At 61.0% G+C, this 25406-nt stretch carries 24 protein-coding genes and 2 pseudogenes; 9 read left to right on the plus strand and 17 right to left on the minus strand.

What is annotated here, in order from left to right; genetic code table 11:
* Positions 1–65: 65 nt before the first annotated feature.
* Positions 66–1277, minus strand: a complete 1212-nt coding sequence (locus SB772_RS27215) for a CaiB/BaiF CoA transferase family protein (RefSeq protein ID WP_410836271.1) — start codon at positions 1275–1277, stop codon at positions 66–68.
* Entirely contained in the window at positions 1274–3040 is a 1767-nt protein-coding gene (locus SB772_RS27220) for an acyl-CoA dehydrogenase family protein (protein WP_410836272.1), read from the minus strand. The genes SB772_RS27215 and SB772_RS27220 overlap by 4 nt, the downstream gene beginning before the upstream one ends.
* Positions 3041–3149: 109 nt before the next feature.
* Between SB772_RS27220 and SB772_RS27225 the strand changes: the two genes are divergently transcribed.
* Positions 3150–4028 (plus strand): LysR family transcriptional regulator, encoded by an 879-nt coding sequence (locus tag SB772_RS27225; protein WP_410836273.1) that lies wholly within the window; start codon positions 3150–3152, stop codon positions 4026–4028.
* Positions 4029–4054: 26 nt separating this feature from the next.
* On the opposite strand, the gene SB772_RS27230 is transcribed toward SB772_RS27225, so the two are convergent.
* Both SB772_RS27230 and SB772_RS27235 read right to left on the minus strand, forming a co-directional pair.
* The gene (locus tag SB772_RS27230) at positions 4055–4363 is read right to left on the minus strand and encodes a single-stranded DNA-binding protein (protein WP_410836274.1); all 309 of its coding nucleotides are present in this window, start codon (positions 4361–4363) and stop codon (positions 4055–4057) included.
* Between the two features lie 111 nt (positions 4364–4474).
* Positions 4475–5398, minus strand: coding sequence for a LysR family transcriptional regulator (locus SB772_RS27235; RefSeq protein ID WP_410836275.1), 924 nt, complete (start codon positions 5396–5398; stop codon positions 4475–4477).
* Between the two features lie 226 nt (positions 5399–5624).
* On the opposite strand from SB772_RS27235, the gene SB772_RS27240 reads away from it, so the two are divergent.
* Together SB772_RS27240 and SB772_RS27245 are read left to right on the plus strand one after the other, a co-directional pair.
* Positions 5625–6593 carry a glutathione S-transferase family protein gene (locus SB772_RS27240; RefSeq protein ID WP_410836276.1) on the plus strand — a complete coding sequence of 323 codons (969 nt, stop codon included), beginning with the start codon at positions 5625–5627 and terminating at the stop codon, positions 6591–6593.
* Positions 6594–6638: 45 nt separating this feature from the next.
* Positions 6639–6863 carry a VOC family protein gene (locus SB772_RS27245; RefSeq protein ID WP_410836277.1) on the plus strand — a complete coding sequence of 75 codons (225 nt, stop codon included), beginning with the start codon at positions 6639–6641 and terminating at the stop codon, positions 6861–6863.
* Positions 6864–6943: 80 nt separating this feature from the next.
* On the opposite strand, the gene SB772_RS27250 is transcribed toward SB772_RS27245, so the two are convergent.
* The 3 genes from SB772_RS27250 to SB772_RS27260 form a co-directional block, all read right to left on the minus strand.
* The gene (locus tag SB772_RS27250) at positions 6944–7972 is read right to left on the minus strand and encodes an aldo/keto reductase (protein WP_410836278.1); all 1029 of its coding nucleotides are present in this window, start codon (positions 7970–7972) and stop codon (positions 6944–6946) included.
* Positions 7973–8073: 101 nt separating this feature from the next.
* Positions 8074–9792 (minus strand): tetratricopeptide repeat protein, encoded by a 1719-nt coding sequence (locus SB772_RS27255; protein ID WP_410836279.1) that lies wholly within the window; start codon positions 9790–9792, stop codon positions 8074–8076.
* Between the two features lie 232 nt (positions 9793–10024).
* A complete protein-coding gene (locus SB772_RS27260) occupies positions 10025–10579 on the minus strand; it encodes a DUF4142 domain-containing protein (protein ID WP_410836280.1) in 555 nt (184 codons plus the stop codon).
* Positions 10580–10836: 257 nt separating this feature from the next.
* Between SB772_RS27260 and SB772_RS27265 the strand changes: the two are divergent.
* Positions 10837–11208, plus strand: a pseudogene (locus tag SB772_RS27265) (glutathione S-transferase); the annotation flags it as partial.
* 126 nt (positions 11209–11334) lie between these two features.
* Positions 11335–12132, plus strand: coding sequence for a hypothetical protein (locus SB772_RS27270; protein ID WP_410836281.1), 798 nt, complete (start codon positions 11335–11337; stop codon positions 12130–12132).
* Between the two features lie 44 nt (positions 12133–12176).
* On the opposite strand, the gene SB772_RS27275 is transcribed toward SB772_RS27270, so the two are convergent.
* Complete coding sequence (locus tag SB772_RS27275; protein ID WP_410836282.1) at positions 12177–13253, minus strand: asparaginase; 1077 nt, start codon at positions 13251–13253, stop codon at positions 12177–12179.
* Between the two features lie 276 nt (positions 13254–13529).
* On the minus strand, positions 13530–14153 hold the full coding sequence (locus SB772_RS27280) for a pyridoxamine 5'-phosphate oxidase family protein (protein WP_410836283.1): 624 nt from the start codon (positions 14151–14153) through the stop codon (positions 13530–13532).
* A 275-nt stretch (positions 14154–14428) separates the two neighbouring features.
* On the opposite strand from SB772_RS27280, the gene SB772_RS27285 reads away from it, so the two are divergent.
* Positions 14429–14815, plus strand: coding sequence for a DUF488 domain-containing protein (locus SB772_RS27285; protein ID WP_410836284.1), 387 nt, complete (start codon positions 14429–14431; stop codon positions 14813–14815).
* Positions 14816–15612: 797 nt separating this feature from the next.
* On the opposite strand, the gene SB772_RS27290 is transcribed toward SB772_RS27285, so the two are convergent.
* The 8 genes and pseudogenes from SB772_RS27290 to SB772_RS27325 all read right to left on the minus strand — a co-directional run bounded on the left by SB772_RS27290 (position 15613) and on the right by SB772_RS27325 (position 22178).
* Positions 15613–15825 (minus strand): hypothetical protein, encoded by a 213-nt coding sequence (locus SB772_RS27290; RefSeq protein WP_410836285.1) that lies wholly within the window; start codon positions 15823–15825, stop codon positions 15613–15615.
* Positions 15822–16409: a type VI secretion system amidase effector protein Tae4 gene (locus tag SB772_RS27295; protein ID WP_410836286.1), complete on the minus strand. Its 588-nt coding sequence runs from the start codon at positions 16407–16409 to the stop codon at positions 15822–15824. Before SB772_RS27295 ends, SB772_RS27290 begins: the two co-directional genes overlap by 4 nt.
* Before the next feature lie 3 nt (positions 16410–16412).
* A complete protein-coding gene (locus SB772_RS27300) occupies positions 16413–16961 on the minus strand; it encodes a PAAR domain-containing protein (RefSeq protein ID WP_410836287.1) in 549 nt (182 codons plus the stop codon).
* Positions 16954–17337 (minus strand): PAAR domain-containing protein, encoded by a 384-nt coding sequence (locus tag SB772_RS27305; RefSeq protein ID WP_410836288.1) that lies wholly within the window; start codon positions 17335–17337, stop codon positions 16954–16956. The genes SB772_RS27300 and SB772_RS27305 overlap by 8 nt, the downstream gene beginning before the upstream one ends.
* A 238-nt stretch (positions 17338–17575) precedes the next feature.
* Positions 17576–17989: a hypothetical protein gene (locus tag SB772_RS27310; protein ID WP_410836336.1), complete on the minus strand. Its 414-nt coding sequence runs from the start codon at positions 17987–17989 to the stop codon at positions 17576–17578.
* Between the two features lie 40 nt (positions 17990–18029).
* A pseudogene (locus SB772_RS27315) lies at positions 18030–18221 on the minus strand (glycosyltransferase 87 family protein); the annotation flags it as partial.
* 1027 nt (positions 18222–19248) lie between these two features.
* A complete protein-coding gene (locus SB772_RS27320; RefSeq protein WP_410836289.1) occupies positions 19249–21072 on the minus strand; it encodes a DUF4209 domain-containing protein in 1824 nt (607 codons plus the stop codon).
* Between the two features lie 233 nt (positions 21073–21305).
* The gene (locus tag SB772_RS27325; protein ID WP_410836290.1) at positions 21306–22178 is read right to left on the minus strand and encodes a S49 family peptidase; all 873 of its coding nucleotides are present in this window, start codon (positions 22176–22178) and stop codon (positions 21306–21308) included.
* A gap of 312 nt (positions 22179–22490) precedes the next feature.
* Between SB772_RS27325 and SB772_RS27330 the strand changes: the two genes are divergently transcribed.
* The 3 genes from SB772_RS27330 (at position 22491) to SB772_RS27340 (ending at position 25010) form a co-directional block, all read left to right on the plus strand.
* Positions 22491–23024: a hypothetical protein gene (locus tag SB772_RS27330; RefSeq protein WP_410836291.1), complete on the plus strand. Its 534-nt coding sequence runs from the start codon at positions 22491–22493 to the stop codon at positions 23022–23024.
* Positions 23025–23260: 236 nt separating this feature from the next.
* The gene (locus SB772_RS27335) at positions 23261–24592 is read left to right on the plus strand and encodes an RDD family protein (protein WP_410836292.1); all 1332 of its coding nucleotides are present in this window, start codon (positions 23261–23263) and stop codon (positions 24590–24592) included.
* Positions 24593–24620: 28 nt separating this feature from the next.
* Positions 24621–25010, plus strand: a complete 390-nt coding sequence (locus SB772_RS27340) for a hypothetical protein (protein ID WP_410836293.1) — start codon at positions 24621–24623, stop codon at positions 25008–25010.
* The last annotated feature ends 396 nt before the right edge of the window (positions 25011–25406 follow it).

Here is a 25406-nt window from a genome sequence, read left to right on the forward strand (position 1 = left end):
TCTCCAAGGTCATTCTTCTGAGTGGCGCGGCTTCTGCGTGCCGTCACCGGATAACTGCATGCGGGCTACGCCTTGAGCACACCCGCTTCGAACAAACGTTGCTGGGTCGCGGCGTCGATGCCCAGCGTGTCGAGCACCGCGCGCGTGTCGCCGCCCAGCGTCGGCGGTGCGCTGCGATACGTGGCAGGCGTGCGCGACAGCTTGATCGGCGACGCGGTGCCGCGATACTCGCCCATCTCGATCACCATGCGGCGATGCTGCGTATGCGGGTGCCGCGCGACGACATCGACGCTTTGCACCGGCCCGCACGGCACACCCGCGTTGATCAGCGCGTGCGCGAGCGGCTCGCAATCGTGCGCCGCGAGCAGGCGTTCGAGCGCAGCCTTCAACGGCTCGCGATGCGCACAACGGCTGCGGTTATCGACATAGCGCGGATCGCCGGCCAGTTCGGGCGCGCCGAGATGCACGCACAAGCGCGCGAACTGCCGGTCGTTGCCGACGGCGAGAAAGATCGGCGCGGTCGCGGTGCGATAACTGTCGTAAGGCGTGATGTTCGGATGCGCATTGCCGCTGCGCTGCGGTGTGCGGCCCGAGCCGAAGTAGTTCGGCAGATGCGGATGCAATAGCGACACGCCACAGTCGTACAGCGCGATATCGACCGACTGGCCGCGCCCGCTGTTCGTTCGCTCGGCCAGCGCCAGCAGAATGCCGGCGAGTGCATTCAAGCCGGTGACCATATCGACGACCGGCAAGCCGACCCGCGTGGCCGGACCGTCGCGTTCGCCGTTCACGCTCATCAAGCCGGTCATTGCCTGAATCGCGGCGTCGTAGCCGGGCAGGCCGCCGAGCGGGCCGTCAGCACCGAAGCCCGACACGGCACAATGAATCAGCCTCGGGAAACGCTCGCGCAAATCGCGCTCGTAATCCATCCCCCAGCGAGCCAGCGTGCCGGGCTTGAAGTTTTCGACCAGCACGTCGGCGTCTTCGAGCAGTTTCCACAGGATGTCGCGGCCTTCGTCGCATGACAGATCGACAGCAATGCCCTGCTTGTTGCGATTCACGCCGGCGAAATACCACGCGGTGTCGCCGTGGAAGGGCGGCCCCCAACCGCGCGTTTCATCGCCGCCCGGCGGCTCCAGCTTGATCACCTGCGCGCCGTGATCGGCCAGCGCCTGGGTGCAATACGGACCGCCGAGCACACGGCTCAGATCGATGACCTTGATGCCTTGCAATGCGCCTGAGGTGACGTGACTGGCGCGGGTGGCACGCTCGCTCATTGCGCCCTCCCAGCCGGCAGAAGTTGCAACGCCTGATCGAGCGTGACGTTGCGCGCGTTGACCAGTGCCTCGATCACGCTGCTTTCGTCCGACGACGTCCGCAGGTCGAGCGGATCGACCGGCAACAGCTTATGCCGCAACACCAGATGACCGAGCACGAGACGCCGGTAATCGGGCGCGAGACGCACGCCTTCGCACGCCATCAGTACCGCGGTGCTCGCGTGATACAACGCGGTGCCGGCCTGGCGGACCGATTCGTCACGGCCCGACTCAGCCACGCTCGCCAGCGCATCGCAAGCGCGCATCAAGGTCGAGCGAAGCAGCACGAGACTCGCTGCCGGCAATCCCGCCGCGCCGAGCAGATCAAGCAGATACGAGCGCAGCGGCTCGAGCGCGCCGTCGCGTTTCGCGGCGCGCGCGACGTCGAGCGCGACGATGTTGCTGGTGCCCTCCCAGATCGAGCCGAGATGTGCGTCGCGCACGAGGCGCGCGTCGCTCCATTCCTCGATGTAGCCGGTGCCGCCGCGCACTTCCATGGCGTCGCCGGTGACGCGCCGCGCATCGCGGCAGGCGCGGAATTTGATCAGCGGCGTCAGGATGCGCACGCATTTCGCGGCCTGCCGATCGCCTCCGTCGGCCTTCGCGAGCAGCAAGGCGATCTGCATGAACATCGACCGTGCCTGTTCGGCGGGCAGCATCATTTTGATCAATTGACGCTGCATCAACGGCATATCGATCAGCTTGCGGCCGAACGCTTCGCGGTTGTGCGAGATGTGCAGCGCTTCGGTCAGCGCACGGCGCATCAGACCAGCCGCGCGCACGCCGTTTGACAGACGCGACATGTTGATCATGTCGGCCATCTGATGAAAACCGCGCCCGACTTCGCCGATCAGATACGCCACCGCCCCTTCCAGCACGATCTCGCCGCTCGCCATCGAGCGGCTGCCGAGCTTGTCCTTCAGGCGCACGATTCGATAGCTGTTGCGCGAACCGTCCGGCAAGGTCTTCGGCAACAGGAACAACGCAAGGCCGTTGATGCCTGACGGCGCGTCGTCAGGGCGCGCGAGCACCATCGCGAGATCGGCATCGGCGTTCGAGCAGAACCATTTGTCGCCGTACAGACGCCACGTCTGCCCGCCGTTCGCTCCGGTTTCGAGGGCAGCACGCGTCGCGATGCGGGCGACGTCCGAGCCTGCCGCCTGCTCCGTCATGAACATCGCGCCTTGAAACAGCGTGTCGAAATCGCGCGACGCCAGCATCGGCAGAAAACGCGCGACCAGTTCAGGCGCGCCGAATTTGCGCAACGTGCGCGTGAGCGAGTCCGTCATGCTGACCGGGCAGCAGAGACCGAATTCCGCTTGCACGAACAGGAACGTCAGTGCGTATTTCACCAGCGGCGGCGGCGCTTTTTTGCCCTCGCCGGTGTCGTGACTCATCGACGCCAAACCCAATTCCGCGTACGCGACACGCTCCAGCGCCACGTAACAGGGATGTTTGTCGATGCTTTGCAGCGCTTCGCCGCGCCGCGTGCGATGCCGCAATTGCGGCGGATTCTTGTCGGCGGAGAGCGCCCAGACGTCGAGTTCGTCCGACGCCCGCTGGCCCAGCGCGACGAGTTGGCTTTCGAGTTCCCGATACAGCGCGCCGCCGAGATGCAGTTTGAGCAAACGGGCGAAGTCCGGGTCGCCGGTAAAGAAGTTGATGCCCCGGCTGTCGGGAATATTGGACGAGCCGGCTGCCGGCTGCGAGGTGATTTCGCTCATGCGTGTCTCCTTTGTGGAAGCAGCATAGAAGCGACGTCGATAATCGTCTAATACAACTTATGTCCGGTACGATAGACGTTACTTATCGATCTAACAACCGGAGACAGTAGTGGACCTGAAGCAATTGCGCTATTTCGTGGCGGTCGCCGAGGAGTTGCACTTCGGCCGCGCGGCCAAGCGGCTGTTCATATCGCAGCCGGCATTGAGTTTCGACATCCGCAAGTTCGAGGCGCAACTTGGCGTGCAATTGCTGGCGCGCACCAACAAGAGCGTCGCGTTGACGAACGCCGGGCAGGTGCTGCTTGGCGAAGCGCACCGGTTGTTATTGCAGGCCGGCGAAGCGGAACGCATCACGGTGCGCTCGGCGCATGGGCTCGCTGGGCGTCTGCGGATCGGCTTTGTGAATTCGATGTTGTATCGCGGTATGCCGCAGGCGGTGAGCCGGTTCGAGGCTGACTACCCGAATGTCGAGATCGTGTTGAAGGAGATGAACACCAGCGAGCAGGTGCATGCGATTCAGCGGATGCAGATCGATATGGGATGCGCGCATTGGGGCAATTTTCCTTCTGACGTCATGTCGACGCCGATTTTCTCCGAGCCCTTTTTGTGTTGCCTACCGGTGGATCATCCGCTGGCGCATAGGCGCAAGATCGATTTGCGCGGGTTGGCGCAGGAGCCGTTTATTCTGTTTCCGCGCACGGTATCGCCGCATTATCACGATTTGATCATCGCGCAGTGCGTGGGGGCCGGGTTTAGTCCGTTGATTCGCCATGAGGCGCGGTTGTGGCAGACCGTTGTCACGATGGTCGGGTTTGGGATGGGAGTGGCGTTGGTGCCTTTTACCTTACGGCAGGTGCAGGACCCACGGGTCTGTTTTTTGCCCCTGCGGGGGGAGACGCTGCTTTCGCAGATTTTGCTCCTGCGCAGGGCTGGCGAATCGGAGCCTGTGGCGGACCGGTTTGTCGAGTATCTTGAGGGCGCTACATGAGCGCCGCGGAGGCAAAAAAACCAACCCTAATCGTCCTGCAATCCATGAATCGCTAGCAACTTGTGTGCGACCATATCTATTGCCGGCTTGACCAGGCCATTTTTATCGGTCCAAACCTTGGGCGTCAACGCCCCGCTCAGCGCGACACTATCGGCGTCACCCAGCGCCAGCAGTCCACTTTGCACATCGTCATCGAACGCAATCACGTTAACAAAAATCGTATCCCCGTCATTGGTGGCAGCCCGCACCTTGCAGGTCACAAACCGCTTGCCATTCTGCCCTGTGCGAATCTGCGCCTCGCCGTACAACCGCCCGCCCACCAGTCCATCGATCATCGCCCTGCTCCTCTTTTCCGCTCGCCGTGCAAAAAGCAAAATCGCCAGCACGACGCATATGATCCCACGAGAAACGACATCGCCCGCACGAAACAACGAATCAACTGCGCGTCACGCGCCAACAACCATATCGATACCCTTCACAAGGCGCTTAGCCAACCGCGGCTGCCGCAATTGGTCGAGCCACCACTGCAACGCGCGCCCCTCTTGATCGCCGCGCCACGCGACATACAGCACATTCGGCTCGCGCGGATCGGCCGTCGCCTTCTCCACCAGTTCACCGTTCTTCAACAAGGAAGCCACCCGCTGCCGCGGTAGCCACCCCACGCCCAGCGCGTCGCGCTGCGCAAGAATCTTCGCGCGCATGGTCGGCACGGCCAGCGACGTCTGCCCGCCAATCACGCCGTAAGCGCGCCCCGCCGTGGTCCGCGACGAATCCGCCACCACCACCGCGCGATGCTCGAGAATCCGCTCGCGTCCGAGTGGCCCTTCGACACCGGCAAGCGGATGGCGCGGCGATACCGCGAACACCCACTCCATCACGCCAAGCTCGAACCAGCGCAGCCCGGGGATCGCCGGCGGCTCATTGGTCGCGCCCACGATCAGGTCCGCGCGGCCGTCGCGCAGCGCCTCCCACGTGCCGCTCAACACCTCGTGCGTAAAACGCAGCTTGACGCCGGATTCGAGCGCGTCGAACGCGCGCACCACCGGCATCAGCAGTTCGAATTCGAGAATTTCATCGGTCACCACCCACAGGCGGTCTTCCCAGCCGCTCGCGATCTGCCGCACACGCTGTGTCATGCGCGACATGTCGAGCATCAGGCGCGCAGCTTCGTCAGCGAGCAACTGGCCGGCCGGCGTGAGTTGCAGGCGGTAGCGGCGGCGGTCGAACAGCAGCGCGTCAAAGCGCGTCTCCAGTTGCCGGGCGGCGTGCGAGACGGTCGACGGCGCCTTGCCCAGCCGCGCCGCCGCGCGTGACAGGCTGCCGGTCTCGCGAATCGCTTCCAGCAAGGCCAGTTCGTCTTCTGACAACATGTTCTATTCCTTCGAACGAGTTCGACGGAAAAATGGTACGGCAAAGCGGCCATGCAAGTCCACTATAGCGATGTGGCTGCTAAACAGCGGCACATGACAGCGCAGAAGGCTACGGGAAAGGCATTCGAGAAAACCGCATAAGCCACGCTCGGTAAGCCGAGCTCGCGTATGGCACATTCTTTGTTCGCCGACGTGGCGCAGCAGCGAACCGGCAAGGAGCAGCGACATGGGACTTTTAGTGGACGGTCAATGGCAGGACCGCTGGTACGACACCAGGTCGACCGGCGGCCGTTTCGTGCGCAAGGACGCGGCGTTCCGCAACTGGGTCACCGCCGACGGTTCGGCGGGCCCGAGCGGCGTCGGCGGCTTCAAGGCGCAAGCCGGGCGCTATCACCTGTATGTGAGCCTCGCGTGCCCGTGGGCGCATCGCACGTTGATCGTGCGTGCGCTGAAAGGTCTCGAAGACATGATCGACGTCTCGGTCGTGCACTGGCTGATGCTGGAAAACGGCTGGACCTTCGCGGACGGCCCCGGTGTCGTGCCCGACAGCGTCAATCACGCGAAGCTGCTGCACCAGGTCTATACGACCGCCGATCCGCATTACAGCGGCCGCGTCACGGTGCCGATCCTGTGGGACAAGCAGCAGGCCACCATCGTCAACAACGAGTCGTCGGAAATCATTCGCATGCTGAACTCGGCGTTCGACGATATCGGCGCGACACCCGGCGATTTTTATCCGGCGCCATTACGCACGCAAATCGACGCGATCAACGAGCGGGTTTATGACACGCTGAACAACGGCGTCTACAAAGCAGGCTTCGCGACCACCCAGCAAGCGTATGAAGAGGCCGTCACGCCGCTGTTCGACACGCTCGACTGGCTCGACGCGCAACTGGCCACGCAGCGCTATCTGACCGGCGCGCAACTGACCGAAGCCGACATTCGCCTGTTCACCACGCTGATCCGTTTCGACGCGGTCTATGTCGGTCACTTCAAGTGCAATCTGCGCCGTATCGCCGATTACCCGAATCTGTCCGCCTACACGCGCGATATCTATCAACTGGCCGGCATTAAGCAGACAGTCGATTTCGAGCACATCAAGCGGCATTACTACGAGAGCCATCGCAGCATCAATCCGACCGGCATCGTGCCGCTCGGCCCGATGCAAGACTTCCGCCGGTGGCCCACGCGGTGACCGGCGAGTTTTCCCGAGGAAGCATCAAGACAAGGCGTCAACGTCATGGAAACAACCCCTCTTCCGACACCCGCCGTCGGCGGTCTGCGCATCAACAATGTGGCGCTGGCCACCGGCGATCTGAACGCGGCGATCGCCATGCTCGCGCAGCACGGCGTGGAATTCGTGTGGGCCGATCAGCCGCTGAACGCGGCGCGCAGCTCGACCATGCTGCGCGACCCGGAAGGCAATCTGATCAACATCTTCGGACCACGTAACGCGTCTGTCTGAACGTGCGTTCACGGCGAACTGGTTGGCGAATCGATGACATGACGTCAGGCCGGAGCGCGTCGGCGCTGACCGCGATGTGCTTAAACCGCCTTCGGATTGCGTTCGGCGAATCCTTCCTGATGCCAGTACGGATAAGCCGGACGGACGGCGCTGGCGGCGTCGAGCCGGGCCACCTGTTCAGACGTCAGATTCCAGCCGACCGCGCCGAGGTTCTGCCGCAACTGTTCTTCGTTGCGCGCGCCGATCAGCACGGTGGACACCGTCGGACGCTGCAGCAGCCAGTTCAGCGCAATCTGCGGCACCGTCTTGCCGGTTTCGGCGGCGACCTCGTCGATCGCATCGAGCACGCGGAACAGATACTCGTCCGGCACCGGCGGCCCCATGTCGGCAGTTTTATGCAGACGGCTCGTATCCGGCAGCGGCTGGCCGCGCTTGAGCTTGCCGGTAAGCCGGCCCCAGCCGAGCGGACTCCACACCACCGCGCCCACGCCTTGATCGAGGCCGAGCGGCATCAACTCCCACTCGTAATCGCGGCCGACGAGCGAGTAGTAGGTCTGATTCGCGACGTAGCGCGGATAGCCGTAGCGATCCGCGGTGTCCTGCGATTTCATCAAGTGCCAGCCGGAGAAATTCGACACGCCGGTGTAGCGGATCTTGCCGGCGCGCACGAGATCGTCGAGCGTGGACATGACTTCGGCGATCGGCGTTTTCGCGTCGAAACCGTGCAACTGGAACAGGTCGATGTAGTCGGTTTGCAGACGCTTGAGCGCCGCATCGACGGCCTGAATCAGATGAAAGCGCGACGAGCCGACGTTGTTCGGACCCTCGTCGAAGCGGAACGTCGCCTTGGTCGAGATGATCGCCTTGTCGCGCTTGCCGCCCTTGAGCGCTTCGCCGAGCACCGACTCCGACGCGCCGTTCGAATAGATGTCGGCACTGTCGAACATGGTGACGCCCGCATCGAAGCAGATGTCGATCAAACGACGCGCTTCGGCGACATCCGTCGCCCCCCAGGCTTCGAAAAACTCGCCCTTGCCGCCGAATGTGCCCGTACCGAAACTCAGCGCCGGCACCTTGAAGCCGGACGCACCCAAATGTCTGTATTCCATTGCAGAATCTCCATTGCTTAGCCGCCGGTAAACGAACGTTCAGTCTACTCGCGTCTGCATAAACGCATCGGACGCCTCGCGGCCTCGCGCCGCGCGCCGATTCACGCGCCGGCCGGCGCACCTAACGCGGTCAACGCGTCGCGCGCGGCTTGAATCGCGCTGTCCCAATCGCCCAATGCAGGCTGCCGGAACAGGGTCGCGCGCGGATACCACGGCGTATCCGTGCGCTCGAGCATCCAGCGCCAGCAGGTGTCGAAGCGATTCAGAATCCATACGGGCTTGTCCATCGCCCCGGCCAGATGCGCGGTGGACGTGTCCACCGAAATCACCAGGTCGAGGTTCGCCACCAGCGCAGCGGTGTCGGCGAAATCATTGAGCTCTTCCGTGTAGTCGACGATGCGGCGGTTCGATTCGTCGCCGGACAGTTGCTGTGTCGCCGGACCTTTTTGCAGGCTGAAAAACTGCACGTTCGGCACGTCGAGAATCGGCGCGAGCCGCTCGAATGTGATCGAACGGCGCGCGTCGTTCTTGCGGAGCTCGGCGATGTGCGGCCGATTTCCACCGGCCCAAACCAGTCCGACTTTCAAACGGTCGCCTGCTTGCGCTTCGATACGGTCGCGCCACTGCCTGGCGGCCTGGGCATCGGCGAACAGATAGGGGGTGTTCGACGGAATGCTCGCGATATCGGTCTTGAACGCGAGCGGCAGACTCAGCAACGGACAGTGACAATCGAACGGCGGCAGCGCCTGTCCAGATTCGACCCATTGATCCACGCCGTCGAGCGTGGACATGAGCCGCATCAACTCCGGCGGTACTTCGAGCACGACCTTCGCGCCGAGCTTCGACACCAACGCGGCATAGCGGCAAAACTGTAGCGTGTCGCCCAAGCCCTGCTCCGCGTGCAAGAGAATCGTTTTGCCGTCGAGCGGAAAATCGCCCAACCAGAGAGGTTCGGCAAAACGGCGCTTGCTTTCCCGGATCCGGCTGCGCTCCCAACGCCATTCGTACTTTTGCCACCCCGCTTCGAGCCGCCCCATTTGCAGCAGACACAGCGCTTCGTTCCAATGCGTCTCGGCAGACGCAGGATTCACCGCCAGCGCGCGCTCGTAGCTGATCAACGCTTGCGCATGCTCGTTGAGATCGATCTGGGTCAGGCCGAGATTGTTCCAGGCGTCGGCAAACGCGGGCGCAAGTTCAAGCGCGCGCCGATAGCTGAGTTGTGCTTCTTGCGGCTGGTTCAGATCGCTGAGTGCATTGCCGCGATTGCTCCAGGCGTCGGGATAGTTCGGCTGCAGTGCGAGTGCGCGGTCGCAGCTTGCCAATGCATCGGTGGGACGGCCCAGATCGCGAAGCACGCAGGCGCGATTATTCCAGGCCTGCGCGAAATCCGGCATCAAGGCGATTGCGCGATCAAAACTGCCAAGCGCCTCGGCCGGTAAATTGAGCCCGGCCTGCGCGTTACCGCGATTGTTCAATGCGTCGGGGAAATTGGCCTGGAGCGCCAGCGCGCGATTGGCACTCGCGAGGCCTTCATCGAAACGCTGCAGCGCATTGAGCGCATAAGCGAGATTCGAATGGACCGGCGCCTGTTTCGCATTGGTGGCGATGGCTTTCCTGAGCAGGTCGATGCCCTCCGGCAGCCGGCCCGCTTGCAGCGCAAGCGCGCCCAGCAGTTGCAGCGCGTCGACATGACGTGGTTTGAGTTCGAGAATCTCGCGATAGAGTTCTTCGGCCTCGGCGAATGCGCCGTTCTGCTGAAGCGCCACGGCTTGCCGAAGCATGTTGTCCAACTGTTGCGGCAGATTGGCAGGCTTGCTCATGGGGCGAGCTTTTATTGAATGCGGATGGAATCGGAAGACAGCTTTCGAACCGCCTGTACCGCGCTAAACGCCACGCAAGCCGGGCTCGAAAGAATGAAGCCGATTATCGCCGAAAAGCACGCATTCGAACTGCCGCAACCATGCGATATGAATATGTGTGCGGAACGGGGATTGCTATCGCTGAAACCGTGTGATGGCGCGCGTCACGCCGCAACGTGACGCGCCCCGAGCTTTACTGTGCTGCGAGGTGCTTACGCTTGGCGAGTTCCTGAGCCATTGCGTAGTGTTCCTGGATGGTCGGCAGCGCTTTCTTCGCCGCGTCCTTCAATTGCTCGTCGCGACCCGAAGCGATTTCCGCCTGGAATGCCGACAGCGCTTTTTGCTCGCCGGCAAGCGCGACCTGTTCGATATAGGCCTTGTCGAAGTCGGCGCCGCGCAGGTTGTTGATGCTCGCGAGCACCGCCGTGTCCGGATCGTTCTTCGGCACGTCGACGCCGCGCGGGCTAGCCGCGCGCAGTGCCTCCGACAATTTGGCGTTGTCGTTCGACACGCGTTCGGCGAAGGCCTTGACTTCCCTATCGGTGGAGCGCGACGCGGCGATGCGTGCGGCATCGCGTTGCGTCGAGACGGCCTTGGTTGCGTCGGTGATGAATGCCTGATCGGCGGCATGCAGCCGGCCGGTTTCCGGCGTTGCCGCTGACGGCGAAGTTTGAGCGCTGGCTGCGGTAGCGACGACCAGAAGGCTGGCCATGCAGGCACTGGTGACGACGAGAGGCAAGCGGATCATATGTTCTCCTTGGAGTGGAAGCTTTCAAAACACCGATACGGGCGGGTTCGCCACTTTGCGAGCGGCTCTGACGACGCCGCGGTCGATCGACGTGAATTCTAGGAGCCGCTTTAGGCAGTAGGTGAAACGGTGCTGTCGATTCTGTAACCGTAGGTAACGGTTTATTTTTTAGATTTTTTTTGGGTTTTTTTATCTTGCCTGGCGTGTATTTTTCTGGTTTTTTGCGTGATGGCCTTTCGTTTGTTATTAGTTTATTTGCGTTGCCTGATCTGGAGATCGAAATCGATCAACGGATCGATTGGCAAGCGGCCGATCTGAACCGCTCATGGAGTTATGCGTTCCTCGCGCTGGTCAGACAATCGCCGTTGCATCAGGATCAGCAAGCGCTTGCCATGTCTTGCGCAAGCTGGTCGAAACACATGACAATCCTGGACCGGCAACTTCAATCGACCGGACAGTTTGTTGCCGGAGAGCACTTTACGCTAGCCGACATTCCGATCGGACTGTCGGTGAATCGTTGGTTCGGCACGCCGTTTGCACGCCCGGCACTCCCTGCAGTCTCCGCGTATTTCGAGCGGCTCGACGAACGCGGCGGCTATCGACAGTACGGACGAAACGGTACTCCATGACCCAACACGTGCGCATCCTCCTCATTCACGGCCTGATTGACCCACTCGACGGTTAAAGAGGTTTCTGTGCAACGCCGCGATGTTGTGCGAACATCCGGAAACCTCACTGCGGCACGGGAGTTGGCAATGACTGACCACGACACGCTGCATCCGTTACGTCCCTTCCTGAAGAATTACGTGTGGGAGCATGGCCGGATCGGCACGCGCTATCTCGACTGCGTGGACGGCGAAATCAGGTTCGACGACGGCAAGAAGTCGCGTTTCGCCGCGGAAAAATACATCTACGTGGCGCTCGGCAAAGACGCCGTCGACGATCCGAAGGTCGAGGGTCCCGCCATTCAGGAGGCCGGTCTCGCCCGTTTCCTGCACGCCGCCCAGCTCGGCAAACCGGGAGACGCGGGGTCGGCTGCCGAGGTGCAACGCGCCGTGCACGATTGCGTCGAGCTTGGTATTTTTAGCGCCTATCAGCTCGATGCCCAGCAGGCGATGGCACGCTACGCGCAGGAAGCGATGTTCGACGATGAAATCCGCGCCGCGATGGTCGCGGATATTCGGCAGGTGTATGTCGGTATGCGCGAGCAACTGGCGCTTTACGACTTCACTGTGCTGCATGGCTTACCCACACCACTGCTCTTTAGCGAAGCACCGTTTATCGATTGGCGAGTGCGCGCCAGCCCCGCTCTGCCACTCGTATCGATTCCGCTTGGACCTTATTGCCTGCTGGTCGGCACGCCGTCCGGAAGAACGAGTCGCGTCGCGCCGGTGGCATGGAAAGCCGGCGTCTCGATGGGTCCATTGAAGGACCATAACCGGCATATGGTTGACCGAGCGCGCTTATGGCTCGTTGCCACCAGCGACGATCAGCTCATTGCCGTGCAAAGTCGCTTTAAAGCGGCCGATCCGGACGGCGCGAAACCCGCTTGACGATCGCATACACGACGCGTTGGCAAACGCTCGTGTACCCGCCCTTACTGCGAACCCGGTTCGAGTGCGAGCGTGATCGAAAGATGTCCGGTCTCGATGCCCATCGTGTTGCGCATCGGCGGTCTGCGGAATGCGTCGAACGTGGCACGTTGCAGCGCGCTGCCGATGCCGAGTTGCGCAAGCAGGTCCGCGGCAAGCGCGTACAGCACCATCAGGTTGCCGTCCTCGACCTTCAGCGCAATGCCGAGTGCCCCTTTGGCGCCGAGCCGCGCGGTCTGCCCGGATGCGCGAACACCGATCGCATAACTGCCGTCAGCGCCGACCTTGCCGACGAGTTCGCCGTCAAAGGCTCGCATCAACACCGTACAGAAACGCCCCTCGCCTGCCACCAGTTCGGGATGCGTGGTCATCGCGCGATAGATGCGCGCGAGCGCTGCGGTACGTGACGAAGCCGAAACGGAGGCGGCGTCATGACCGGCGGCATCGGCAAGCTTCGCAAAGAGGCGCGCGAGGCGATCGAGCGGAAAGGCGGGCGTCGGCAGATTACAACCGTCGATCGCCCACTGCACGCCGTCGTCCGGAAGATCGCAAACATCGGCGACGGTATGCTTCACGCGCACCTGCAACGGATGCCCGGGCAGGTGATAGTCCTTTAGCGCCGCGCCGATGGCCTGCGCGCCGGCAAGCATGCCCGCGTGCTTGCCGGAACAGTTGCTGCATACGGCGCCCGGCACGAAGTCGCGCCTGATCCACGCGCGGTAGACCGCGTCCGATAACGGCGCATGACCACCGCAACGCAGGTCGGCTTCGCTCGCGTGCGCCTTTGCGAGCATCTGCCGCGTGCGCTCGATATGCCGCTCTTCGCTGCTATGCGAGCCGCACATCAGCGCGAGATCCGCATCGTCGAAACCGAAACGTTCCAGCGCGCCGGTCTCCACGACCGCAAGTGCCTGCGCGGGCTTGGCCGCTGAACGCGCCAGCGTGATCCGCAACGGATCGCCGAACTGGTACAGCAAGCGGCCTTCTTCGTCGACCACGGCGACATGGGCGGCATGCGTATTTTCGATCGCGTCGCCACGATAGACGGTGGCCGCAATCGGCCTCGCTTCACGCGTTGTCATCGGCGCTCTCCTGATGTGATCACGGGAATTCGTGCGATTCTACTTGCGCTGAACGTCCGCGAGCATCTTTTGTCGGGCGAGATGTTGCGTGCGGATTCGCCGATCGTGGCGCACGGAGGCGTCGATCCTCGCGACGGTGCGATGGACGGCATTGCGGGTGCGTGCAGCGGAAGCTTGAAAGAGCGCAAGCCAACCACGGCGCAACCGGCATCACTGCATGACGGTGGCGGCCGAGTGACGTTGACACCATCATAGCGGGTCGAAGCCCGCGTCAGATCACGCGTGCGGCGCTTCCCGCAATTGCGCGAGTTCCGCCTCGAGTGCCTCGATGCGCCGATCGCGTTCGTCCAGTGCGGCAGCCACGTCCGCAGCATCGAAACGTTGCGGGATGTGCTGCGGACAGTTCACGTCCCACGCGCCCACCGCCATCACGATCGCGCGTTCGCCACGGGCTTTATAGCCTTGCGGCATCAGCTTCGCCAGCAGTGCGGGATCGTCTTCGACCACGCGCGCCTCGCCCCAGATCTTGATGCGCCGCTGGTGTGCGTAGTCGATCAGGAACAGGTACGCCTTCGGATTGTCGACGAGATTACCCAGCGTGATGTATTGGCGATTGCCGGCGAAATCGGCGAACGCGATCGTGCGGTCGTCGAGCACATGCAAAAAGCCAGCGGGGCCGCCGCGATGCTGAATGTAGGGCTGGCCTTCGTCGTTTGCGGTGGCGAAGAAGACACTCGTTTGACGTTCGATGAAATTTATTGCCTCCAGCGTGAGGCGGGTTTGCCAGCCGCGTTCCGATTCCATGCGAGCGTAGGCCGACCGTGAGCCCTTGCGGGTCTGGATCGCTTTTACCGTCGGCGTGAAGGCTATGTCGCTCGAATATTCGTGTGGGCGGATCATTGAACGGCTCCTGTTTCTCGCGGATACCTATGGTGGGGATGCCGATAACGTTATCGGCTTTCGTGCTTGAAGAGAACCATGTGATGTTGGGAAGTGGTCTTTCAGGAATTGAGAAGATCGCTGAACCACTACACTCCCCTTGGAGGACAAAGAAAGTAGGCAAAAGAAAGCGCCCGAAACTTTATGATTCAAGAGGATACTTATCGAAGACCGGCGCTGCCAGAGCTTTTGGCCCGCGTCAGGTGGCAACTGGTAGGCGTTTTGGAGGGGAAAATATGAGCATCCGCATTGTCCAACTCGGATCACCTCGCGCAGTTGACGAAGGCGTGCGCATCGGTACCGTTCGACGGCCGCCGCGCGGCGTACCGAAGGCCGAGTTTGGCAGCCGGGACTATTACGATGTCTGGCTCCCCAATCTGTCGCCCAGTGCAGAACTGATGGCTGAGGGCAAGGAAGCTAGGAGCACTGCCGATTGGGATCGGTTTGCGCGGAAATTCCGGGCCGAAATGAGCGACAGCAATACCAGCAAGGTGCTGGACCTGCTGGCCGCGCTATCACAAACGACCAACTTCTCCGTCGGCTGCTATTGCGACGACGAAAGCCGGTGCCACCGAAGCATTCTTCGTCATCTGTTGGCCGAGCGAGGTGCGTTGGTAGCGTGATTCTGCATAACTCGCGTCGATCATGTTGTCGTCGCGCCTATCGCGTGCTTTCCGTCGGATCGCAGGGTGAACTTTGCAGCGGGTTTCTACTTTCGCGCCACCTGACTAATCCTCGACGCCACGAAGCCAGTTTGATATTGGCGACTTTCTGCTTGCAACATCGCGCTCGCAGTCGCAGTCGCTCATTCGAATCTGCACACTGCCGTCGGGCGCGTACAGCACCATTCGGCGGCCAAAGGAAGGCACGTCGCAGCTTCCCCCGTGCGCCGTGACCGGCGCGGTAGCACCATGAATAATTCAAACAGGCGACTGGTGGACCTCGCTCGATCACAGGCCGCCAGTAGACACCTACTGCAAATAGCCCGGAATCTTCGCTTTGCACTCCTGTAGCGCCCCGGTGCTACGATCGACAATCCCAAACCGGTATTTGCAATAGTCAGCAAAGCGCGCACGATCGATCGGCGGCAATTGGTCGATCGGCTCGTCATCCCCCCGTTCGCAAACGGGTCGTAGAACTTCGTCTGCAACGTCGGGTATCGCTTCAGGAAGGACGTGGTCTGCGTCTCGTGATCGAGGTACGAATTGACATAGCCCGTGTAGACGACCATCACGATAATGATGCCTGTACCGGCAATTGCCGCCGGCCATTTCCATGGTGCACTCAGTCCAGTCAATTTGCCGCAGAACCGACTTGCTTGAGTAGAACTGCCCGTCGATGGAATCACGGGCGTGGCATCTTCTCAGCGCTTGATCTTTCGAAGAAGCGGCCCGCCAGGTTTCGCGAGCCAAATCCTACGTTAGCGGCGTGACGCCTTGACGCCGGCAGCAATGGAAGCAACCAGAACCAGCGCGAACCATAAGGCAAAAAAGCGGTTCGCAGCGTCAGGATTCGTATCGAACAAACTACCCGGACCTCGAATGGTTCCGAACAGATATAGTCCGCCCCAAGCGACCACTGTCGCCCCAATAGCGCCGAGCGCGGCCCCGGTGATTATTCGCAGCAGCTTCATTTGATCGGGAAAAATAGAATCGTCCTCGAATCTCGGAAGTCCGACCAGATTCCGGGAATGACGATGTTCCAGCTTACACGCATACCCGTACCAAAGCCCGTCAACTTTTCCCCGTTCCATAAGTCGATATGTCCACCACTCGCGTTTGCGTCGGATTCGCCGTCGCGTGTCCAGTAGCCATCAAACATAATGATGCCCGTACGCCCCTTGACCCGCGACAGCCAATCCGCCCCAGTGATATTTTCCGACTTTCCCAGACCGGCGAATGGTTGCAGTTTCAGCCACTCCCCAAGTTCGTTCGCGCGCGTGGCGGTCGCCTTCCCGTCCAAAATGATTCGCCCAATTGAAGCCTGCCCCGACAACGGCCTAATGAGCTTCGATGAGAACGACTTCATCTCAATTCCGACGCGATGAAACGCCACGCTCATACGGATCGCGCACTGGTCTTTATACACAGGATTGTCGTATGGGTTGTCAGACGGATAGTTTGCCCACAATTCCTGAAACGTCACTACTTTCAACTGCACTACTTTGACCGAATTCGGCGTCGAGTTAGTACGCACTACGGTTGGTTTGTTCGGCATTGCTCAATCCTCGTTCAGCTTTACAAGGGCCTGGTCGCCCCAATGAACCGTGTAATCGTCGGCATTCGCGCCGGTCGTCATGCGCGGCAGTGCGCAGCTCGAATCGAGCCGCCCGGAGAACGTCCGACCGTCCGCCAATTCGATGAAATACGGAAAGCCCTCGGACGCACCGGCACCGGCGGCGCGCAGTTGCTCATCAAACGTGACTAAGGTAGACGCAGCAGAGGTATCGCCGAAAACGGTGTTTGGCTCTTTTGTGCGTCCCGCGCCTGGGCCTGCTTCGAGCCATATTCCGGGATTGCTGCCAACGATGACCTGATTCTTTCCGCACGGACAAAGTACGGAATCGCCATCGACAACCACTGCCCGCTTCATGTCGGACAGCCCCTTGCCGGTCCCGAATATCCTGTATGTACCCTTGCAGTTACCACAGGTGGCGTGATCGTCAGTCAGGGCAACCTTCTTCCCCTTATCGTTAATGCGGGTCGAAGTGCCAATGACATACCCGCCCGTTGTTGTCGGGTCGCCGTCGCGGACCGCGGCCTTACGCATGCGTACTCCCGTCCTGAATGGCGACGGTCGGGGGCAGCGTCCAGGCCGGTTCGATCTGGCTGGGAATCTGTTCACCACCGCGAACCGTGATGCCCCATTCATCCTGCAATGTTTCTGTGATCGTGTCGCCGTTGTTCAGACGGGAGCCGACCAGGGCAAACGGCGCGTCATCCCGCATGGCGGCAGAGCCCGCGCCGTCGATAATGGCGGCCTCACTGCCGTCCTCGTAGGTTAAAACGTCGCCGACGCGGGCAATGCCAAGCCCGATTACTTCAAGACCGCTAGTGGCCGTAGTGACCCGTCCCCCGCGCTCCGTAAGCGAGCAGATGGTGGCAAAAAGATCGGTCGGCACTTCCTTGTGCTGATCGTTGCTCATTTGATTCCTCTCCTGATAAATGGGTGCGAATCGCCCCACGCGACGCTAGCGTGAACAGGAAAGCAGAGTCAATCAGATGGGTCTGATTTGTTTGTTGAGGATTGTTTGTGCACAGGGCGATTGCATGAAGGCCCTCACCAGCCAAAGATCTCGGAGCGATAGCGGTCGCTGACACAGGCCCTGAGACGGTGTTTTTTTCAGTCCAACAACAGCGCGTTTGGCTGGCGACGTTGCTCTGTTATGCCGATTGTTTAGCAAAGTGGCGGCGCAAGATCATTGCTGGAAGTGCCACCAGAACGGGCATCCCAAACTCGATCGGGATATCGAGTCGCTCCGCGAAAAAGCCAAGGGCCGGCATCGCCCAGGCAGCGGCGAGCGTCCGCATCTCGAGTCGGGTCAGCGCTAGCCGGTCTGCATCGCGAAGGATGAACGCGATTGGGAGCGCCAGCCATGCAAAGTCGTAGTAAATGAAATATGGTTGGACGAGAAGCGTCGTGATCGCCAGCAAGGCAGCGCGCAACTCGAACCGCGCGTCCTTGAGCCACAGATAAGCCATCGCGCAGGCTGCCGGGATGGCGACGGCGGCATGCATGGCATACGCACCGTCGACAGACAGGCCGGCGAGCCTGGCGGCGCCGAAGAGGATCGGCATCCCCCGTCCACAGCTTATGGCTGTGCTCGACGGCGATTCTGTTGAAATTCGGCAGGAAGGAGAAAAAGGCCGTCCACGCGTCGACGCCGAATACAGCTGCGCTGAGAGAGACGAACGCGGCGCCACAAACCGCCGTCGAGGCAAGCGCCTTCCATTGCCGCAATCGACGGACGCGAAGGGCATCTGATCCGGTCGCTTGAAAACAGCAGTCCCGCATCCCTGCACGATACATCGGCGCGGATCAAGCTGATGGTTGACTGCCTCAGGCATGCCGCACGCTGCACGCACTACAGGGAAGATCGTGGCTGGAATGGGCGGCTGCACGTAACCGAAATATGGAATTCTTCCGAGGTCGAAGCAGTTGGCGAACGGCTCGGCGAATTGTTGGCGCAATTGCAAACGTTAATGCGCCAGCCCGATCTCACCCCGGCATCGGCACGCACGCACGCACGCACGCCACTGAAATTTTGCAGACGGCCGAGCGGACGGCCGAGCGTTTGCTCGAAAGCGACCCGGACGGAATTTATCGGCGTGAACGCACCAGACTATTCGGCATCGCGAAAGCGGCCTGACATGCCTGCCAGCCGTCCGTGACCGCACTACGGATGCCGATGGCAGGCGCGGCAATTCAAACGAACGCGGGTACGGTTGGCAGTGGCCGAGGGCGCGCGAAGCCTGCCGGTGGCTGATCCGTTGCATGTGCAACCAATGCGCGGCGCTCGGTCGTATCCTGCCTGCGGGCGCGGTCGGCCAGACCATCAAGGCGCATCGCGGTGACATGGCGATGTTCCGGTGTGTCAAGGACGGGTGCGCAATGTCGAAGCCGTGCTACACGGCAGGAAAGCGGTGCTTCGTGACTGCGGTTTGGCAACCGGTGCGCGTCCGTTGCGGCCTGAACCAAAAAAAGCCCTGTAACGGCCTGCCGCACGCCGGACCCGTCCGATACTCAACCAGTCGCGCGCACGTCTGTGGCGGGCCGTCTGGTGGCCTTGGCGGGCCTTCCCGCAGGGTGTAGGGGGTGTTAAATCGCTAGCGGGTAAACCCGCATGAACGCCGTGGTGGTGTTTTTCACACGCCCGCACCCAAATGGAGAGGGGAGTTGAGCAAAAAATCGCCCTGGATCATCCAAAGAAGCCGCAATTGGCTACCGACGATCATTGCTACGTCAGGCGCGTGTTCCCCTTGTTCAGCGCCCGTGCTCTTTCAGCCAGGAGTGTTTTACGCGTTACGCACACGTCTCTTCAACGGAAAACTCGAACTCAGGCTCTCTCAACGCGAAGCAGACTTAGGAGAATTACAGTATGCATAACCCAGTTGGCTAGCCCCATATTCAGTAATTCTGGACGAACCAAGCCGTGGGCCAGTTCGTTTCGTAGATTCAGCCCTCTAGGATCGTTATACAGAGCGCGCAGGTGGAAACGAATATCCCGGGGTACTCTATCGAGGAAAATATGGTGGGTAAGGACCTGTCCTAGTCCGATGGCCTTGAATCCGCCGACATCCGGATCACGTACCATTATCGCGCCGCCCAACGCAGCTAACAGGTTTCGGAGAGCCGCTTCGATCTGCGGGACCAAGACATGGATCGCTTTGACGGCATCCCCGGCGATCCATGCAGCCACACCGCCGTGTACTAGGGACATACGCTCCGGCACAAAGCTGGCGCACTCCTGAACCAGTCCAACAATTCCGTCGGCATCCAGTGCGTATTTCTCCCGAATTCGGTCGAATATCAGGTGGAGCCAAGACGCTTTCCAACTGAACATTGTCGCCGCATGCTGGAGTGCGCGGCCATCCAAGTCGTCCTCAATGGAGCCGACCGTCGCGGTTGTAAAGCCGTCTGAATTGACGATGGTGCACGACATCATGGAAAGCAGCGGTGCTTCTGCGCACATATCGCGCAAAGCAGTCTTGGTTGCTTCCTCCCGAATGACAAATTGTCGTGCGACCCGGGCCATTGCCTCGGCCACGGAACCCATAAGGAACTGGGCCACCCATTGTTCCATTTCGTCTGCCGGGATATTCACCGAAGTTTCGACCGATTTCATTTCGGCTTGGGCATCAACCGCCCTTTGTCGGATTGTCTGCTCCACTCGGGCGGCATCCTCCAGCATGCCCGCTTGGCGGTATCGTGGGATCAGATCCTCAAGCCAGGCAATGGCCGTCATGCCACCGGCCCGCTTGGCAGCTTCCTCGAAGGCGAGTGCAGCCGTCGCCATAGCTCTGCGTGCTTCGGCGAGTGCATTCGACTGAGTTCGCCAACGCTCAAGGCAATCCGCTGCTGACATGGCGTTATGAGGATCAAAGTTCTTGGTGTCCGAATAGTCCGAACACCTAGCCAACACGCTCTCAAGTAGATCGATGGCCTGCTTGCGTTCCCCAACCCCCAGTTCCAGACTCTTGCCGTGATTCCAGACCAGTTCATCGAACTTCCACCACATCCACTGCTGCCCGCGGGCATCAAAGTGCCGGTTGAGCCCGAACAGGGCAGCCTTCGCCTGCTCTATCCGCGACTGGTCCCGGAGGCTGATCGCGAGTTCTATGGCGCGGGCTAGGTAGATCCAGGCGCGGGGCTCTTCTTTAAACAGGTTGCCGCTGACGACATCTAGGTAGGAGTCGATGGCCCGATGGCAGAGCGTAACCGGAATGGCGAGGCCCCCCGCAGCGCCTCGCCGTTTCGCCTGTGCCCGCGAATAGCGACCGATTTCCCAAGCCAGATCGGCGTACCTCGCGCGAAGAACTGGGTGCCGCGCCCGCTGGGATCGATCCATCCAGTAGACTAATATTTCCTCGTCAATCTCGGTCACATCCGGAGAGAGCATTTCGGTGCCGTCATCCAAAACTGCGCTCGTCAGCTCGTGCCAGTAAATCCCCCAGCGCCCCGATTCCACCCCGTACCGGGGACTAAACCGGAGAGCCGATAGTTCCGCGTGTACGCCTTTTCTCTCGGCAGCGGTCAGCAATTCCGAGTTCGGCAGTGCCGCGAGCAACTCTCCTGACACTTCGATTTCCCCGATGGGATCCAGCGCGGCATCGTAAGCGGACAAACGGTCGATCACGGGTTGCGGAACGGTCAACGTCATCTATCTCACCCCTCACGTGGAAGATGGCAGTGTAATCTCCGATGAGGAAGCTGACCTGACTTTGACATCGCTCAAGGTAAGCCTTGGCCCGAGCGTCAGACCGTCAACTAGTCCCTCGCAAGACGGGCTTCGTGACTAGGAACGGACGCAGAAGCGCACGCTTCCTTGGTTGGCGGCGGCCGCTCGTGGCCCGGGCTGGAACTGTCGCACGGGCACGTTCCCGCGACACGCGGTCAGGTGTTGAACATGTCGATCACGCGCTGGTACCCGTCGATGCGCGACCCTGTCCTGGACACTGCCGCCCGCGACGGCGGCGCGGCTGGTTTGCCCTGGCCGACCTGTTTCGCGAGCTTGCGCACTACTTCATCAAGGGTCGCCACGCCATCCACCATGTTTTCGGCTTTCGCGGCCTGCGCGCTGAGTGTGCGGCCCTCACCCATGCCCTCCCGCACTTTCGCGACCTCGACGCCGCGATTCCTCGCAACGGCCCGCGTGAAAGCGCCGTAGCACTCATCGACCATCGTTTGCAGATGATGCCGTGCAGCGTCGCCAAGCGGCGCGAACGGGCTCCGTTCCACCTTGTACTTGCCCTTCCAGATCAGAGTCGGCTTGAGTCCAGCCTTGTCGAGCGCCTTCGAGAAGTCCTGATGCGCGGCAAAGACACCGATAGAGCCGACTTCACCGCCTGGGGTCGAATAAACCTCACTTGCACTACTGGCGATCCAATAGGCACCGCTTGCCGCGAGGCTGTTTGCCACGGCTGCGATTGGCTTGCGTGCGCGCGCCCGGTAAATCTCGTCGGCGAGTTCGCCAATCCCATACGCGCTGCCACCGGATGAATCGATATCAATGACCACGCCGCCTATCGAGTCGTCGGCCATCGCGGCCCGAAAATTCTGCGTGAAACGGTCGATGCTCACCAAGCCGAGGATCTCACCGATTGCGTCCGTGCGCTGAACCGCAATCCCGTGGAAGGGCAATATTGCGACCGCCCCACTCGCGGCACGCGTAGGGCGCGCGGTGGCAGCGGTCGCCTGCGGTGCGCGTGTTGAGCGGTCGCCGCCACCGTGCGTGAGCAAATCCTTCAGATAGGGAAAGCGCGCCATTTGCATTGCAAACAGACTTGTGAGGAACGTTGTCGAGAACGTGTTGCATGGAACCTCCGTCACGGCGTTGTGGCGCTGGAAAGCGCGCGTCCGCGTCAAAGGTCATGCTACCCGCGACGGGCGTCCAATGCGTAGCAGCGCACAGAAAATCTTCGAGAAATGCGTATTGTCGATCCACGGCATGGGGGAAGTATTTGCCGTGTCCTGAAACGGGCGCGCGACTGCACGCGTAGATTGCAGCGCGCAACTGGATAGGTGACCAGTAATCACACGCCCGCTTTGACGGGTACAAGAAACGAAACGGGGACCAGAATGAAATCAACATTTGCCGTGCTGGGGCTGCTCGCCCTCACCGGGTGTGCCTCCATTATCGACGGCTCGACTCAGGTGGTTTCGGTTGAAACGCGCAGAGGCACAGAGCTTGTGAGCGGTGCCAACTGCCAACTGACGAACAACAAGGGCACATGGTTTGTGACGACGCCCGGCACGGTCGCAATGCACCGTTCATACGATGACCTGAACATCAAGTGCGAGAGGGCAGAGAGCGAACCCGGCATTACGACAGTTAAATCGTCGACCAAGGGTATGGCGTTCGGGAACATTCTCTTCGGTCTGTTTGGTGGACCCATCGGTGCGGCAGTTGACACCGGTACGGGGGCCGCTTACGACTACCCCGCGTTGATTACCGTCATGATGGGCGCGGAGAAGATCGCTACGCCAAGCGTGGTGCCAGCACCCGCGATGGACTCGGCAGCAACTAACACGGCCTGGATTTCTTCGGGCAGCGTCATGCATTCCTGCTCCATGCTTCCGCCGGGTCAGCGTATCAACTGCACGATCCCTTGAGCCTGACTTGTGACCGCGCCCGCTCCGGCAGGCACTACAAGAAAACGAAGCCGAGCGCGTCGCAAACGGAGAGTCTTGGCAGGCGTGGCTTGCTGCAACGAGCTCGTGATCTCGGTCAGCTCATGAAGATACGGCCGTCAAACCGATCTCGGGTCCAGTGCTCATCGGGCCGCGCGGCGAACATTTGACGGAGGCTCTGCCTTGCCGCGCCAAAAACATCTATAGGAAGAACAGAGATGGATGGAATCACACCAGAAACGCATGTCCTCTGCCCAGACTGTAGAGAACTAATCCGCAAAGAGGCTCGGGTATGTAAGTACTGCAGCTGCAAACTAGTCCCGCAGACAGCGGGCGCGCACTCCACGAGTCCTTCCCGCGAACCGCTGGGTCGCAGCGCTTCTGGTCGTCCATCAGTCGGCTTCGTCAGTCTGCCTGACGGCACAGCCGGAGAAGCGGGGCCCTGGTCACGCTTTTTCGCGCGGGGTTTGGACGTGGGGCTTTGCGGGTTCGCGGGCTGGTACACCGTCGGTTGGGTCTTCGGGTTCGTCGGCAAGTTCTTCGGCGTCACGGTAACTGACTGGATTTACGACAATCGCGGACTGTGCTTCCTCACAACGGGATTCGCCACACTGCCCCTCTGCTTTCTTGTTGATACGGTCGTGTATCAATGCCTTGGTAATACACCAGGCAAAACGCTGCTTGGCATCTCGGTGCGCACGCTCACCGGGGAACGTCTGTCGCCTCGCCAATATCTGCAGCGCAACTTCGCCCTGTGGGGGCCGGCGTATGCATTTGGCATACCGCTGGTGAGCCTAATCGCGCTGGGATGCCGCTACGGCGAACTGAAGAGGCTTGGGTCAACCTGCTATGACAAAAAAGGCGGCTACCGGGTTCTTCGCGCGCCACGATCAGCAGGAAGACTCATCGCGTTTGTGGCGTTGGTTTTCTTACTGGCGAAGCTTAATGCGTTGGGCCTCGAACAACTGGCTCGGCTGGAGAACCTGCGCGAACAAAACGCAACGTACTTCGATTCCGCCGCCGCGCAGCCCGCCCCGACGTCTGCTGTACCGACGATCATCGATCAGTCTGCCGTGATACCTAACCTGGCACCTGCTGTCGATCTACGCCAGTTCCAGACCCCGGCGGCTATGCCACAGAGCGCCTTCGATCCGAGCGCGGCAGTTCCATCACCCCCGACGCTGCCAGCTGCGCCGCAGAGCACCTTCGATCCAGGCACGGCCGTTCCAATCCCTTCGACACCCGCAGCTATAACGGTGCCAGTGGCGGTGCCGCAGGCCCCTGCGGTACAGGCGCAGCAACATTACGCGGAGATCGCATACACGCGTACACAGGACGGGTCAATCATCGAACTTACGAATCAGGTGCATGGCTGCACCGGTGGCCGATACTTCTATGAGGTCGCCAGCGATGCGCTGACGTCTCGCGATGGCTGCTGGGCTTACCGCGCGCCGTTCATCGTGGTGGAGTATCGAGGCGGCACGACTTACCAGTATCCACAGCAAGTCTTTGTCCAATTATCGGACGAGTTCGACAACTTGCTGCGTTGATTGATTCCGGTCGCTCCCGGGGATACCAATGAAGGCCAACAAACGTTTAGGCAGCCTGTGCGCGTTGATGCTCTGCGCGTCGGTTGCGCACGCCGGTCTGTTCGGGCAGGGTGATTTTTACAGTTGCATCCTCGACAGTATGCCGGGCGTGGCGAACGATATAGCAGCGGCGATGATTTTCGCCGACTGCAATCGGCGTTACCCGGAGCCGCATCGCGTTGAACGTCGGAGCGGAATATTCGCCCGCTACACTTTAGGCGAAGCCTGCGTAACGGATCGAGCGCGATCCACTGCAAGCTTTATCGGCGCAGCATCGATCGACACGGCCTGTCGTGCGCTTTATGATCCTCCACCTCCCCCGCCACGCCCCACACTTTACAAATGCTCGAACGGTTTTATTAGTCCGTGGCCATGTTGAATCGCGTGACTACCGCACCACCGCCTCAGTCGCCGCCCACGCCTGCCCGCCTTCACTTGCTTGACATTGGCGCGACAGCCGCGGAGGCGCCGCGAGTAACGAATGTGAACGGGCGGGGATCTACCAGTAGATGAAATGGCCCGCGCCGTCAGGTAGCCCCCTTTCCACCGATCAGCCTCGGTCAAAGGCATTCGCGCAGGGTATCGTTGACAAAAGATCAATGATACTTTCTGACCCTACCGGACCGAGCCAAGCACGGCGATGACGCGGGTTCATCGATGGCGCGGTTGAAGTGCTGGACGACCTGTAAGGCAGGCTGAAGTCTCATGCGCCCGGTGCGTAGAAGCTGCGCGCCGGGCGAGCGACTCCCGGAGCGCCATAATACGAGAAGCTTGC

The sequence above is a fragment of the Paraburkholderia sp. SIMBA_030 genome, from assembly GCF_046535245.1.
Taxonomy (GTDB): domain Bacteria; phylum Pseudomonadota; class Gammaproteobacteria; order Burkholderiales; family Burkholderiaceae; genus Paraburkholderia.

Excerpts from the sequence above, each read along its gene's own strand:
- SB772_RS27270 (WP_410836281.1), top strand. The coding sequence starts at position 11,335 with ATGACTGACCACGACACGCTGCATCCGTTACGTCCCTTCCTGAAGAAT.
- SB772_RS27245 (WP_410836277.1), top strand. The coding sequence starts at position 6,639 with ATGGAAACAACCCCTCTTCCGACACCCGCCGTCGGCGGTCTGCGCATC.
- SB772_RS27330 (WP_410836291.1), top strand. The coding sequence starts at position 22,491 with ATGAAATCAACATTTGCCGTGCTGGGGCTGCTCGCCCTCACCGGGTGT.
- SB772_RS27240 (WP_410836276.1), top strand. The coding sequence starts at position 5,625 with ATGGGACTTTTAGTGGACGGTCAATGGCAGGACCGCTGGTACGACACC.
- SB772_RS27220 (WP_410836272.1), bottom strand. The coding sequence starts at position 3,040 with ATGAGCGAAATCACCTCGCAGCCGGCAGCCGGCTCGTCCAATATTCCC.
- SB772_RS27305 (WP_410836288.1), bottom strand. The coding sequence starts at position 17,337 with ATGAGCAACGATCAGCACAAGGAAGTGCCGACCGATCTTTTTGCCACC.
- SB772_RS27250 (WP_410836278.1), bottom strand. The coding sequence starts at position 7,972 with ATGGAATACAGACATTTGGGTGCGTCCGGCTTCAAGGTGCCGGCGCTG.
- SB772_RS27325 (WP_410836290.1), bottom strand. The coding sequence starts at position 22,178 with ATGGCGCGCTTTCCCTATCTGAAGGATTTGCTCACGCACGGTGGCGGC.
- SB772_RS27300 (WP_410836287.1), bottom strand. The coding sequence starts at position 16,961 with ATGCGTAAGGCCGCGGTCCGCGACGGCGACCCGACAACAACGGGCGGG.
- SB772_RS27235 (WP_410836275.1), bottom strand. The coding sequence starts at position 5,398 with ATGTTGTCAGAAGACGAACTGGCCTTGCTGGAAGCGATTCGCGAGACC.
- SB772_RS27340 (WP_410836293.1), top strand. The coding sequence starts at position 24,621 with ATGAAGGCCAACAAACGTTTAGGCAGCCTGTGCGCGTTGATGCTCTGC.
- SB772_RS27255 (WP_410836279.1), bottom strand. The coding sequence starts at position 9,792 with ATGAGCAAGCCTGCCAATCTGCCGCAACAGTTGGACAACATGCTTCGG.
- SB772_RS27275 (WP_410836282.1), bottom strand. The coding sequence starts at position 13,253 with ATGACAACGCGTGAAGCGAGGCCGATTGCGGCCACCGTCTATCGTGGC.
- SB772_RS27230 (WP_410836274.1), bottom strand. The coding sequence starts at position 4,363 with ATGATCGATGGACTGGTGGGCGGGCGGTTGTACGGCGAGGCGCAGATT.
- SB772_RS27335 (WP_410836292.1), top strand. The coding sequence starts at position 23,261 with ATGGATGGAATCACACCAGAAACGCATGTCCTCTGCCCAGACTGTAGA.
- SB772_RS27285 (WP_410836284.1), top strand. The coding sequence starts at position 14,429 with ATGAGCATCCGCATTGTCCAACTCGGATCACCTCGCGCAGTTGACGAA.
- SB772_RS27290 (WP_410836285.1), bottom strand. The coding sequence starts at position 15,825 with ATGAAGCTGCTGCGAATAATCACCGGGGCCGCGCTCGGCGCTATTGGG.
- SB772_RS27280 (WP_410836283.1), bottom strand. The coding sequence starts at position 14,153 with ATGATCCGCCCACACGAATATTCGAGCGACATAGCCTTCACGCCGACG.
- SB772_RS27310 (WP_410836336.1), bottom strand. The coding sequence starts at position 17,989 with ATGCCGATCCTCTTCGGCGCCGCCAGGCTCGCCGGCCTGTCTGTCGAC.
- SB772_RS27320 (WP_410836289.1), bottom strand. The coding sequence starts at position 21,072 with ATGACGTTGACCGTTCCGCAACCCGTGATCGACCGTTTGTCCGCTTAC.
- SB772_RS27260 (WP_410836280.1), bottom strand. The coding sequence starts at position 10,579 with ATGATCCGCTTGCCTCTCGTCGTCACCAGTGCCTGCATGGCCAGCCTT.
- SB772_RS27295 (WP_410836286.1), bottom strand. The coding sequence starts at position 16,409 with ATGCCGAACAAACCAACCGTAGTGCGTACTAACTCGACGCCGAATTCG.
- SB772_RS27215 (WP_410836271.1), bottom strand. The coding sequence starts at position 1,277 with ATGAGCGAGCGTGCCACCCGCGCCAGTCACGTCACCTCAGGCGCATTG.